Genomic DNA, 12928 nt, shown 5'->3' with positions numbered 1-12928 from the left:
TACCCTTATGAAATACAATAAAACTTTCCTTGCTTCCAGTTTACTACTTTCAGCCGCCTTTTTAGGCCTATCCTGCGTTAATGGTAACCGCAATGATAAAAAAAGTGATTCTACTGAAACAGTATCAACAAGTAGTGCTACAAAATCAGATTTTCCTTACGATTTATCTGCGCCCGTTAAATACAACATGCCACATAACCTCTTTGAAATTTCTGGAATTGTGTTTCATAACGGCGACCCAAAAGAAGTTTTTGCTATCCAGGATGAGGATGGAGATCTTTTTCACCTGGGTTTAAGCGATAAGGATTCTAAATACACCAAATTTGGAGGTAAAGGCGATTACGAAGATCTAACCATCATTAACAATTATATTATTGTTTTAAAAAGTAATGGTGAGCTGCATACATTTCCGATTTCTGAAATTAACAAACCCGAGGTTGCCAATGTTGTTAAAACCAAAGATCTTGTACCAAAGGCAGAATATGAAGGTTTGGCTGCGGATGAAAAAAACAACATGGTTTATGTGCTAACAAAAGATAGCAAGCCAGATTCAAAGGCAAAAGCATCAAGTATTTATGGCTTTAAGGTTGGAACTGATGCCACATTAACCCCTGCCGGAGAATTTAGCCTTTCGCATAAAGCGATTGAAAAAGCATCAGGAAGTTCAAAATCAAGGTTCCGCCCATCTGCACTGGCTAAAAACCCAAAAACGAACGAGTGGTATGTGCTTTCTTCAATAAATAAAATGATTGTGGTAACCGATGCCGATTTTAACGTAAAGGCAACATATCCATTGGATGGCAACCTTTTTAACCAGCCAGAAGGGATAGCTTTCGATCGCGATAATAACCTCTACATCTCTAATGAAGGCGGAACCCTAGCGGCCGGTAACATTTTGATGTTTAAATTGAAAAAATAAAGGTTGGTGTTGTTTCCTCAATCTTACGTTATGCTGAATTTATGTAAGCGTCTTTTCCACACGAAAGACCCTGAATTGAATTCAGTGTGACGTTATTATGGAATAAAATCCAAAAACATAATAATTTTAAAATAACTATATTTATACAAACGCTGAGTCTATGATCAAAAGATTTACTCTTTTTACAATTTTATTTTTAATCAATTTTATTGCCATTGCTCAGGATGATGTAAAATATCGGGTCATTCTCTTTGGGGATGCAGGGGAAATGAACCCTGCCCAAATGCAGGATCTCAAAAATGCTGCAAAGCAGATTCTTCCAAAAAAAACCACCGTTGTTTACTTGGGTGATAATATTTACCCAACCGGTATGGGGCTTCCGGGAAGTTTGGAAGAAGAAGAAACTAAAAAAATTCTCCGTTCACAATTCGAACCCATGCGTAAAATGGGGGCAGCAGTTTATTTTGTTCCCGGCAACCATGATTGGGACAAATCCGGCCCCAAAGGTTTGGCAAAAATTAAAGCACAGGGTGACTATCTTAGCGCACAAAACGATCCTTTACTTAAGTTAATTCCTGCAAACGGATGTCCTGATCCCGTTGCCATTAAACTTACCGATAAATTAACCATTATTGCCTATGATAGCGAATGGTGGGTTTTTCCTTATAATAAATCCAATCCAAATGGCGAGTGCGATTGCCGTAGCAAAGATGAGGTTTTAGTTAAAATGGAGCAGCTGTTAGAAGAAAATAAAGATAAAGTAATCCTGTTGGCTTCTCACCATCCATTTCAAAGTTATGGGCCACATGGAGGTTATTTTAACCTGCGCAATCACCTCTTTCCCTTAACTTCACTTAATAAAAATCTATACATCCCAATGCCTGTTTTAGGCTCTGTTTACCCAATGTTGCGTTCAACATTACTGAGTCCAGAAGATTTAAATCATCCTGCTTATAAGGATATGATCAAATCAATAACAGGCGTATTTGGTGATTATCCAAATGTTACCTACGTTGCCGGGCACGAGCATGGCTTACAATTAATTAAAGGAAAACAGTTACAGATTATTAGCGGTTCAGGTTCAAAAGTATCGCCAAACAAAGAAGGCAGAACTTCGCTTTTTCACGAAATGCAACAAGGCTATGTAGTAGCCGATCAGCTAAAAAACAATGATATGCGTTACGAATATTATATATATTCCGATACCAGCGTTAAAAAAGTATACAGTTACATCAAAAAGTTCGAAACCATTCCTCAAAAGGTAAGAAACAGAGATAAACCACTCACTGCCGATAGTATTTTTGTTCGTGTTAAACCAGAATACGATAGTGTTGGGCGTTTTCACCGCTACGTTTTTGGTGAAAATTACCGTAAAGAATATGCTGCACGAACGAAAGTGCCAGTTTTAAGGGTTTCGCAGATGATGGGTGGCTTAAAGGCTACACAGCGTGGCGGAGGAAATCAATCGCGCTCATTACGATTGGAAGATAAAAACGGCAAAGAATATGTGTTGCGTAGTGTAGAAAAATATCCGGAAGTGCTTTTGCCAGCAGCCCTGCGCGAAACTTTTGCTAAAGATGTAATTAAAGATAATATGTCGGCCCAGCATCCGTTTTCGGCCCTTGTAGTGCCCGAATTGGCCAAAGCAGGCGGTATTGCGCACAGTAACCCGATTATTGGATGGGTTTCACCAGATGATAATCTTGGAGAATTTGAATCCGCATTTGCCAATACCCTTTGTTTATTCGAGGAAAGAGAACCTACGGGAGAATCGGACAGTTCGCCAAAAATGGACAAAAAACTAACGGAAGATAATGACAATAAACTAGATGGCCCAGCCTGGGTTAAAGCCAGGGCATTTGATGTTTTACTGGGCGATTGGGACAGGCACGAAGACCAGTGGCGTTGGAAAGAAACCAAAACCAAAGATGGATCCTTGTATTCGCCGGTTCCGAGAGATCGCGACCAGGTATTTTTCAGATCAGACGGCTTTTTACAGCGTTACACCCAATCATCTTCACTTTTGCCAATGATGCAAGGCTACGAACGTGGCATCAAAAATATCAATTGGTTTTTATGGGAAGGTAGAGAAATAAGCAGCCGCTGGACAGCAAATATTGATGAAGAAGAATTTGATAAAATTGTAAAAGATTTTTGTGCAAACTACAACGATGCCGTTTTTGAAAAAGCATTAAAAAAGCTTCCTGAGCCAAGTTATTCGCTACACCACGATGCCTTTTTGGCGCAAATGCGCAACAGGATAGCCACTTTGCCAAAGTTAATGAACCAGTATTATCATTTCTTTAACCGGATTGTGGACATTGAAGTAACCAATAAAAACGAACTCATCCACATTTCTGATGCTGCTGATAATGGTTTGCGTGTTAAAATCAATAAAATTTCGAAAGAAGGCAATATTAAAGATGAACTTTTCGACCGTAAATTCGATCCCAAGGTAACTAAGGAAATTAGGGTTTACATGCACAATGGTAACGACAGTTTAATCCTGAACAATAAAAATTCGAACATTAAATTGAGGATTATAGGCGGCAAAGGAAACAAGGTTTATGATTTTGCAAACAGTAACGGTCCGGTAAAATTATACGGTAGAAAAGATAAAGCCACTTATAATGGAGAAGATGCCAGTAAAATCAGAAAAATAATTTCTAACGATACCTCGAATTTTAGCTACATCCCAAAAGATATGTATCGCCGCAGTTCTTGGCTGTTAAATGCAGGTTATAATCAGGATGATGGTATTTTATTGGGATTAATTTACAAACAAACCAATCCAGGTTTCAGAAAACAGCCTTATGGCAATTCACAAACCATCTCTTTTCTTCATTCTTTCTCTACAAAAGCTTTTAGGTTTAACTACAAAGGCGAATGGTTAAAAGCATTAGGCAAAGCCGATTTTGTTTTAAAAGCCGATGCTTTTGCCCCTAACAATACACAAAATTTCTTTGGTCTGGGCAATGAAACACCATTTAACGATGGAGACAACATCAGGTATTACCGCGCACGCTTTAACCTCTATCAGGTTGATGCAGCAATCAGGTGGCGCCGTCCGAAATCTACTTTCAGTGTTGGCCCGTCTTGGCAGTATTATAAGTATAACAAAGAAGATAACGATGGCCGCTTTATCGAAAATCCTTCGCTTCTGCACTCAGCCGATTCTTTAACCGTACGTAACGAAAAGATGTTTGCAGGTGCTTTTATAAACTTTACCAACAATACCCGCGATAACGATTTATTGCCAACCTTAGGGAGTTACGTAGATTTTAAGCTTTTAGGATATAAAGGAGTTAACAAATATTCCAATTCTTATGGACAGTTTACCGCAAGCATTGCTTTATATAAAAACCTCGATGGCAGAAAAAACTTCATTTTGGCAGATCGTTTTGGCGGAGGAGTAACCATTGGCAAACCAGCGTTTTATCAGGCACTTTATCTCGGCGGACAGGGCAATTTACTCGGTTATCGCCAGTTTAGATTTGCCGGTGAGCATACCTTTTATAACAACTTAGAGCTTAGGGCCAAACTTGGCGATCTGGTAAGTTATGTTTTACCCGGCCAAATTGGCTTATTGGGTTTTTATGATGTTGGCAGGGTATGGAAACGTGACGAAGCATCAACATTATGGCACCACGGCGTAGGAGGGGGCGTTTATTTTGCCCCGGCATCACTCACAGTTGTGCGATTTGTGATGGGACACTCCACTGATGGCTGGTATCCATACGTATCACTTAATTTTAGGTACTAAATTTGTGTAACATATTAATAGATGTAATATTCAAGTATTACGTTCAGCAGACTAACATTGCTTTGAGGAGTTTGTATCTTTGCAATGAATTAGTAACTAAATAGATAACTATAAATTTTACACTATAGCAAACTTATACAATGAATACCAATGTAATACAGATACACAAAAATGAATGTATACATTGCCAGGTAGAATCCTCACTGTCTTTTCGTCCCCTTGTGGAGTATTTAAAAGGCAGGTTAAAAACAGAGAAATCAGTAAAATCAGAATTTTACAGGTTCTTACTTCAAAAAATTGAAAAAGACGATGTGCTGCTTGGCAACATCAGTGCCGAAGATTTATCCCAATATAAAGATACTTTAGAATTAATTTTTACCATTCTAACACCTTTAATGGATAACGAAGATGATTTGTTTTGGGCTTTAAGTACCCCAATTCCAGATCAGATTTTCTTCAGTACCAATGCATTCTATAAATTTTTTAAGGATCATGATCCTAAAAATAAGGTAACGAAAGATAACGAGCCTGTTGAGAAAAAACAGCTTAAATTTATCTACAATATCATCTTGGGGCGTTTTTATAATTTCACCTCAGTATTGAAAAATGAGATTATTTATGCTCACATTAATCAGGAAACCACCCTTACGCAATACTATAATATTCAAACAGATACAAAGTTTGTTGATATTATGCACAAAGGAGATCTGCCAGAACTTAATTTTGAAGAACTTGGTAAACATTTTCAGGATGAAACCGAATTGGACTACCTGGTAGAGCATTTACCATTGCAAAATTTCCTTTTCGAGGGTTTCAGTATCATTTCGATAACAGATGTTACCCTACAGCATGCAATTGATGGTATACGCGATGCCTTGGTTAACCACAATTACCAAACAGAAGCATATACCCACGTAATCCATGCTTTAAAAACCCTTAGCGGAAACGGAAAACTGGAATTTGGTTTAATGCCTTTTTTAACCGTTAACAATAAGCTGGTTTTTGATAACAAGGAATTTTCGCAGAGTATGCTCATCAACTCCGCTAAATCATCCAATCTCGAAGAAGAAGTTTTTTACTCACTGGTAGATAAATATAAAGAAAACCCAAGGGCCATTTTCGTTAGTGCAATAAACGACGATCAGATTGATAAAGATCCGTTTTTAAGGGTTTTAAAAGCAGCAGGTGTTTGTTCTTATTCAGTACTGCCAATTTATTACAATACCCAATTGGCTGGTGTTTTAGAAGTGTATTCTAACGAGGAAGTTTTGGTTGATGATAAGTTGTTATCAAGATTACGTCCTGCAATGCCGCTAATAGGTCAGCTTTTCCAATACAGTATCGAAGAATTCGATTCGAAAATGGATGAAGTATTGATGGATAAATTTACAGCTTTGCAACCCTCTGTACAATGGAAGTTTAACGAGGCTGTTTGGCATTTTCTTCAACAAAACAACAGTTACCATAAGTTAAAGGAGATTGAAACCATCACTTTTAAACACATGTATCCTTTATTTGGTGCAATTGATATCCGTAACTCCACTATTGAGCGCAATAAGGCTTTAAAAGATGATATGGAAGTGCAATTGAACAGTTTAATTGATACCTTAAAATCAATTCGCAAACATGTTTCTTTAGAGCTAACAGATAAACTATTGTTCAATTGTAAAGATTGGATTAAACGTATCGGAGATTTCGCTTCATCAAACGAAGAAAATAAACTGAATGAGTTTTTAGAGGTAGAAGTTTACCCTTTCCTGTCGATTATTAAAGGAAATTATCCTCAGACTGCTGAATTTGTCGACCGTTATTTCGAAGTTATTATTCCAGAAACCGGAGCAGCTTTTGCAAACCGCAGGCAACTGGAAATATCAATGCAACTAATCAATACAGAGGTTAGTCAATATCTAGAAAAATCACAAGCAAATTTACAGGCTTCCTATCCATGTTATTTTGCCAAATTTAGAACAGATGGTGTGGAGTATGATATTTACATCGGTCAGGAAATTGCTCCCGATAAACCTTTTGATCTGTTATACCTGAAAAATATCCGCCTTTGGCAGTTAACATCCATGGTTGATATTGCACGTTTATCTAAAGGCTTAATTGGCGAAATGCCACGGCCATTGGAAACTACACAATTGATTTTTATCCATTCAAATGCGATCGATATCAGTTTTAGAAATGATGAACGTAGGTTTGATGTAGAAGGTGCATATAACATTCGTTATGAAGTGGTTAAGAAACGAATAGATAAAGTTCTAATTAAAGGAACAACCGAACGTTTAACACAGCCCCATAAAATTGCCATGGTTTATTTCAACCCCGAAGAAGCCAAAGAATATATGGAGTACATTAAATACATGCAGGTTCAGGGTTATTTAAATGATGATTTAGAGCAATTGGAACTGGATGAATTACAAGGTGTTTCTGGCTTAAAAGCTTTAAGAGTAGGAGTAAAATACCCCGAAAGTAAAACTGGTAACAAGGCTGATGCAGCAAAAAAGCTTAAACCTAAAGAGATAAAATCTATCGAAAAAGAAATCGCTAAAGTATTACAGCATTAATGCTCAAATTAAAGAGCTGAAATTATTTTAATGATAATAAATTTAAATCCTCTGGCATAAAGCCAGGGGATTTTTTTATTTCTTCAAATAACAGATGATGCTTTTGAGTTTATTTCATAAATACCTATAAATTAGGGTATTATTTATGATTTTCAATCTTCAACAGTCAGTCTTTTTAAATCGAATTTTCCATTTAAGTGTTTCTCATTTGCCTCGAGTGTTTAAGCTTTCAGCTTTGGTCTTTCTTTCCTATCTTCGCAACAAATTATTTGTATGTTTCCTACCGTTTCACATTTTTTAGAATATTTATTTGGCATTAATTTGCCACTTCCATTTAATACGTTCGGTGTTTTTGTAGCATTGGCCTTTGTAGCTGGTTATTGGGCTTTTACCAAAGAACTTAAGCGTAAAGAAGCACTGGGCATACTTCACCCATTTAAAAAAGACAATTACAGTTGGTAAACCAGCCACCACTTCAGAGCTGATCATGAATGGGCTTTTTGGTTTTGTAATTGGCTATAAATTGGTTTATGCATTATTGAATTACAAACTTTTTGTAAACGATGCTCAAGGTATTTTAATGTCTACCAAAGGCAATTTAATCGGGGGTTTGTTTTTTGCAGGGCTATTTGCCTACTGGGATTATACCGAAAAAAATAAACATAAACTGGATAAACCAAAAGAAACACTGGTAACCATTCACCCTTACCAAACCATGAGCAATTTAATTGTTTGGGCAGCAATTTGGGGTTTCCTGGGTGCAAAATTCTTTGATAATTTAGAATATTGGGATGATTTCGTTCAGCACCCCATCGAAAGGTTGTTGTCATTTAGTGGGCTTACATTTTATGGTGGCTTAATATGTGGTGGTGCCGCAGTACTAATCATTGCAAAAAGGTATGGTATTAAACCTTTGCACATGCTTGATGTTGGTGGACCAGGCATGATGCTCGCTTACGCTGTAGGTCGTATCGGTTGCCACCTGGCTGGAGATGGAGACTGGGGAATTGTAAACAATAATCCAAAGCCATTTTCTTGGTTGCCAGATTGGCTCTGGTCGTACAAATACCCAAACAATGTAGTAGGAGAAGGGATTCCAATTCCGGGCTGCAATGGTAAATTTTGTAACGAACTTGCGCAGGGTGTATATCCAACACCAATTTATGAAGTAATAATCTGTTTAATTCTCTTCGCTTTTCTATGGCGCATCAGAGATAAAATAAAAGCACCTGGTTTAATGTTTGGTATTTATATGATTTTGAACGGTATAGAACGTTTCTGCATTGAATTAATTCGTGTTAATTCAAAATACCATGTTTTTGGTTTAAGTTTTACACAAGCCGAAATGATTTCTACATTTCTTGTGGTTGGCGGCATTGCTTTAAGTGCTTATGCCTTAAGAAATAAGAATAAACTGGCTCAATAAGATCAATAAGTTCATTTAAAATCCAACAACAGTACATTTTTGTTGTTAAATAACTATGAATTACGAATTACTATGCAATAAGGTAATCTCTATTGTAAAACTTACCGGAAACTTTATCCGCAAAGAAGCGATGCAATTTGATGCCCAAAAAATTGAATACAAAGGTTTAAATGATATGGTTTCTTATGTTGATAAAACAGCAGAGCAGAAACTGGTTCAAAACCTGGAAAAACTAATTCCTGATGCTGGTTTTATCACCGAAGAAAAAACCATCAACAGAACAGGTAAAACACACACCTGGATTATCGATCCTTTGGATGGTACAACCAATTTTATACATGGTATTCCTGCTTATGGCATAAGCGTAGCGCTTTACGAAGATGGTTTGCCTGTAATTGGGGTAGTGTATGAATTAAATAGGGGAGAAATGTTTTATTCTTATAAAGGCGGATTGGCCTTTCTAAATAAGAAGGAAATTAAGGTTTCTGTAAATCCTGATTTGAAATCGAGTTTGCTCGCTACAGGTTTTCCATATTACCAATTTGATAAACAGCCCCAGTATTTGAAATTATTGGCTGAGATGATGCAGAAAAGCCATGGTGTACGCAGAATTGGTGCAGCCGCAGTAGACCTTGTTTATACAGCATGCGGACGTTTTGATGCATTCTTCGAATTTAACCTGCAACAATGGGATTTTGCTGCCGGATGCTTCATTGTTCAACAGGCTGGAGGAGAAGTTTACGACTTTTCCGGGGGTAACGATTACTTTGAAAAAAGAGAAATTTTAGCAACTAACGGTAAGCTTACTGCCGAAATGTTGACTGCGATTAAGCAATACTTTTAATTGATGTCGCCACCCTGGATTTAATTCAGTGTCTAGTCTTGAAGATGCTGAAATAAATTTAGCTTGACAAATATTTACAGGACGGCTGATTTGCAATAAAAAAAGGTCCCGATTCTCATCGGGACCTTTTCACTATATATACTATGAAAAATGCACAATTTTAAAGCGCTTCAGAAACAACTTCTGTAACCTCAGGTACCATTCTTTGTAATAAGTTTTGGATACCCGATTTAAGCGTAATGGTAGAAGATGGACAGCCGCTACAAGAACCACGTAATTCTACAGTAACAACACCTTCATCAAAAGATTTGTAAGTAATTGCACCACCATCCTGCCTCTACAGCCGGACGAACGTAGTCATGAAGAATTTGCTGAATTTTAATTTCAGTTTCCGAACCTTCAAAAGCAGGAGCTTCTTCAGCAGTTGCTTCTTTAATTTTTAATTCAGATTCAACAGCACCTTTAACAAATTCTTTCAAAATAGCTTCAATATCTGCCCATTCTGCATCTTCTGTTTTGGTGATGGTTACAAAGTTACTGGCGAAAAATACTCCAGAAACAAAGTTGAACTTAAATAACTCTTTAGCAAACGGCGAGTGTTCTGCACTTTCTTTAGTAGCAAAATCCTCACTGCCATTAATTAACAGCTTGTTTACCATGAATTTCATGGTAGCTGGATTTGGAGTCTGTTCTGTATATACGTTAATCGTCATGTCTTAATCAATTTGAATAAACAAAATTAACAATTACTCATTAATAAAACCTTGTGGTGCTGTCTGCTTAACGTCAATTTAATTCAACTAAAAAACGCCAGTATAATTAAAAGGAGTAATGGTTCTCAATTGTACTTTTACTGTTTCTGTAACAGCTAAACCTTCAATAAATTCGGCAATACTTACTGCATTGATTTTAGAATTGGTTCTGGTCAGCTCTTTTAACGCTTCATATGGGTTAGGGTAATTTTCTCTTCTCAATACCGTTTGAATGGCTTCGGCAACAACAGCCCAGTTATCATCTAAATCAGCATGTAAAGCTGCTTCATTCAATAAAATTTTATTTAATCCACGCAAAGTAGCGTTAATTGCAATCAAAGTGTGGCCAAAAGGTACGCCAACATTCCTTAATACAGTAGAATCTGTTAAATCTCTCTGTAAGCGTGAAATCGGTAATTTTGCTGCAAAAAACTCAAATAATGCATTGGCAATCCCTGCATTTCCCTCAGCGTTTTCAAAATCAATCGGATTAACTTTATGTGGCATGGCCGACGATCCAATTTCCCCTGCTTTGATTTTCTGTTTAAAATAGTTTTTAGAGATATATGTCCAGATATCCCTGTCCAAATCGATAATGATGTTATTGATGCGTTTCAATGCATCACATTGCGCTGCAAATTGATCGTAATGTTCGATTTGAGTGGTATGTTGCGCTCTTGTTAAACCTAATGTTCCGTTAACAAAATCGTTCGAAAAATCAACCCAGTTTACTTCAGGGTAAGCAATATGGTGTGCATTAAAGTTTCCGGTGGCACCACCAAATTTTGCGCTGTTCGGGATGGCCTTTAAGCCCGCCAACTGTATGCTCAAACGTTCGGCGAAAACTAAGAATTCTTTACCTAATTTGGTAGGAGAGGCAGGTTGGCCATGGGTATGGGCCAACATCGGGATATCTTTCCACTCTGTTGCCAGGGCATTTATTTTCTCAATTAAGGTAGCAATTGCAGGATAATAACTTTCATTTAAAGCCAATTTAATTGAGTATGGAATGGCCGTATTGTTAATGTCTTGAGAGGTTAATCCAAAATGGATAAACTCTTTATAATTTTGAAGTGATAAGGTATCGAATTTGCTTTTTATGAAATATTCAACCGCTTTAACATCATGATTGGTTACTTTTTCAGTTTCCTTGATTTCTAAAGCATCTGTTTCTGAAAAATTTTCATGTATCAGACGCAATTGTGCATAAAGATTTCGATCAAAATTTTCCAAGCCAGGCAAGTTGATTTCGCAAAGGGCGATAAAATATTCAATTTCTACAAAAACCCGGTATTTAATCAGGGCTTCTTCAGAAAAGTAAGCAGCTAAACCTTCGGTAGTTTTTCTGTAACGCCCATCAACAGGTGAAATAGCTTGTAGTGATGTTAAATTCATTATGCGGATTATATTTTTGCCGCAAATTTACTATAAATGGTCGGTTTATCCCTTAAAGAATGAAGCTAAAATAAAAAAGGCCTCAGATAAATCTAAAGCCTTTAAAATAGGTGTTGCTAAAACTACATTTTTTTAGTGCTGTCCATCTTAGCAGTGTCTTTCGCCATGCTATCTTTCATAGTAGTATCTTTTACTGTAGTATCAACAACTGTTGAATCAACTGTAGAAGAATCTGCAGCACCATCTTTCTTTTCTGATTTACATGCAGCTACCGATAATGATAAAGCAAAAGCTAAAAAGCCTAATTTGAATAAATTTTTCATGTTTTTGTGTTTTGTTGTGGTTCTAAAATTAATTATTTACTAATTTATGCAAAATACTCAAAAATTAATTCGTTTTTAGATAATAAAAAAGGTCGCGATATTAATATCGCGACCTTTTTTATTATAATTAGTTGATTAAACTAGTGTTTTACTTCAGTTTTCTCAGTTGTAGCTTTAACTGTAGTATCTTTTACTGTAGAATCTTTAACAACAGTGTCAACTTTAGTAGTATCAGTAACAATTGTAGATGAATCAGTAACTGTAGTATCAGCACCTTCAGCTTTTTTGTCTGAACCGCCACAAGCAGCAACTGTTAAAGATAGAGCTAGGGCCAAAAAGCCTAATTTGAATGCATTTTTCATTTTGATCTTTGTTTTAGGTTAAAATATACTGTTTATACTCAAAAGATAAAAAGGTAACCCATTTTTGTATAAAAAATAAAAAAGCCTCTTGATTTAACATCAAGAGGCTTTTTATATGGGTAAGGTAAACTAGTGTTTAACTTCAGTTTTTTCTGTAGTAGTTTTTACAGTTGTATCTTTTACTGTAGAATCTTTTACAGTTGTATCTTTTGCTGTAGTGTCAGTTACGATAGCTGAAGAATCAGTTAAAGTAGTATCAGCACCTTCTGCTTTTTTTTCTGAGTTACAAGCAACAACTGATAAAGATAAAGCTAAAGCTAAAAAGCCTAATTTGAATGCATTTTTCATTTTTGAGTATTTTTAAGTAATTAATTAATTTACCTGTTAATACGGGTTATTTAAAAAGGTAACCCAAAAAAATAAAAAAAAATGAAATAAAAATAAAAAACGGCTTGAAGGTATCTTCAAGCCGTTTTTTTATGAGTAAAATTAAACTAGTGTTTAACTTCTTCTGTAGTAGTTGTAGTAGCTTTTACAGTAGTATCTTTCACTGTAGAATCTTTAACTGTAGTCTGTT

Annotated in this window: 10 protein-coding genes and 1 pseudogene; 6 read left to right on the top strand and 5 right to left on the bottom strand. The window is 36.3% G+C overall.

Features of this window, described 5'->3' with window-relative positions; genetic code table 11:
* The first annotated feature begins 7 nt into the window (after positions 1 to 7).
* From AC0IWE_RS09200 to AC0IWE_RS09175, 6 genes are all read left to right on the top strand, one after another.
* Entirely contained in the window at positions 8 to 919 is a 912-nt protein-coding gene (locus tag AC0IWE_RS09200; protein WP_471792842.1) for an SdiA-regulated domain-containing protein, read from the top strand.
* A 160-nt stretch (positions 920 to 1079) separates the two neighbouring features.
* Positions 1080 to 4682 (top strand): BamA/TamA family outer membrane protein, encoded by a 3603-nt coding sequence (locus AC0IWE_RS09195; protein ID WP_471792841.1) that lies wholly within the window; start codon positions 1080 to 1082, stop codon positions 4680 to 4682.
* A gap of 140 nt (positions 4683 to 4822) precedes the next feature.
* Complete coding sequence (locus tag AC0IWE_RS09190; RefSeq protein ID WP_463494291.1) at positions 4823 to 7249, top strand: GAF domain-containing protein; 2427 nt, start codon at positions 4823 to 4825, stop codon at positions 7247 to 7249.
* Between the two features lie 273 nt (positions 7250 to 7522).
* Positions 7523 to 7711 carry a hypothetical protein gene (locus tag AC0IWE_RS09185; protein WP_471792840.1) on the top strand — a complete coding sequence of 63 codons (189 nt, stop codon included), beginning with the start codon at positions 7523 to 7525 and terminating at the stop codon, positions 7709 to 7711.
* Positions 7712 to 7736: 25 nt separating this feature from the next.
* A complete protein-coding gene (locus tag AC0IWE_RS09180) occupies positions 7737 to 8675 on the top strand; it encodes a prolipoprotein diacylglyceryl transferase (RefSeq protein ID WP_471792839.1) in 939 nt (312 codons plus the stop codon).
* Between the two features lie 55 nt (positions 8676 to 8730).
* Positions 8731 to 9519: an inositol monophosphatase family protein gene (locus tag AC0IWE_RS09175; RefSeq protein WP_055911591.1), complete on the top strand. Its 789-nt coding sequence runs from the start codon at positions 8731 to 8733 to the stop codon at positions 9517 to 9519.
* Between the two features lie 160 nt (positions 9520 to 9679).
* Here AC0IWE_RS09175 and AC0IWE_RS09170 read toward each other — a convergent pair.
* From AC0IWE_RS09170 to AC0IWE_RS09150, 5 genes and pseudogenes are all read right to left on the bottom strand, one after another.
* Positions 9680 to 10232: pseudogene (locus AC0IWE_RS09170) on the bottom strand (NifU family protein).
* Positions 10233 to 10319: 87 nt separating this feature from the next.
* A complete protein-coding gene (purB, locus tag AC0IWE_RS09165) occupies positions 10320 to 11666 on the bottom strand; it encodes an adenylosuccinate lyase (protein ID WP_055911583.1) in 1347 nt (448 codons plus the stop codon).
* 122 nt (positions 11667 to 11788) lie between these two features.
* Complete coding sequence (locus tag AC0IWE_RS09160) at positions 11789 to 11989, bottom strand: hypothetical protein (protein WP_055911580.1); 201 nt, start codon at positions 11987 to 11989, stop codon at positions 11789 to 11791.
* Between the two features lie 140 nt (positions 11990 to 12129).
* The gene (locus tag AC0IWE_RS09155; protein WP_463494298.1) at positions 12130 to 12351 is read right to left on the bottom strand and encodes a hypothetical protein; all 222 of its coding nucleotides are present in this window, start codon (positions 12349 to 12351) and stop codon (positions 12130 to 12132) included.
* Positions 12352 to 12480: 129 nt separating this feature from the next.
* Complete coding sequence (locus AC0IWE_RS09150) at positions 12481 to 12699, bottom strand: hypothetical protein (protein ID WP_055911574.1); 219 nt, start codon at positions 12697 to 12699, stop codon at positions 12481 to 12483.
* Between the last annotated feature and the right edge of the window lie 229 nt (positions 12700 to 12928).

The sequence above is a fragment of the Pedobacter sp. AC402 genome (assembly GCF_979252805.1).
Note: the sequence above shows the minus strand (reverse complement) of the source record. Positions and strands in the feature narration are given on the sequence as shown.

Coding starts and splice junctions, on each gene's coding strand:
- AC0IWE_RS09190 (WP_463494291.1), top strand. CDS start 4,823: ATGAATACCAATGTAATACAGATACACAAAAATGAATGTATACATTGC.
- AC0IWE_RS09160 (WP_055911580.1), bottom strand. CDS start 11,989: ATGAAAAATTTATTCAAATTAGGCTTTTTAGCTTTTGCTTTATCATTA.
- AC0IWE_RS09200 (WP_471792842.1), top strand. CDS start 8: ATGAAATACAATAAAACTTTCCTTGCTTCCAGTTTACTACTTTCAGCC.
- AC0IWE_RS09180 (WP_471792839.1), top strand. CDS start 7,737: ATGAATGGGCTTTTTGGTTTTGTAATTGGCTATAAATTGGTTTATGCA.
- purB (WP_055911583.1), bottom strand. CDS start 11,666: ATGAATTTAACATCACTACAAGCTATTTCACCTGTTGATGGGCGTTAC.
- AC0IWE_RS09150 (WP_055911574.1), bottom strand. CDS start 12,699: ATGAAAAATGCATTCAAATTAGGCTTTTTAGCTTTAGCTTTATCTTTA.
- AC0IWE_RS09155 (WP_463494298.1), bottom strand. CDS start 12,351: ATGAAAAATGCATTCAAATTAGGCTTTTTGGCCCTAGCTCTATCTTTA.
- AC0IWE_RS09195 (WP_471792841.1), top strand. CDS start 1,080: ATGATCAAAAGATTTACTCTTTTTACAATTTTATTTTTAATCAATTTT.
- AC0IWE_RS09175 (WP_055911591.1), top strand. CDS start 8,731: ATGAATTACGAATTACTATGCAATAAGGTAATCTCTATTGTAAAACTT.
- AC0IWE_RS09185 (WP_471792840.1), top strand. CDS start 7,523: ATGTTTCCTACCGTTTCACATTTTTTAGAATATTTATTTGGCATTAAT.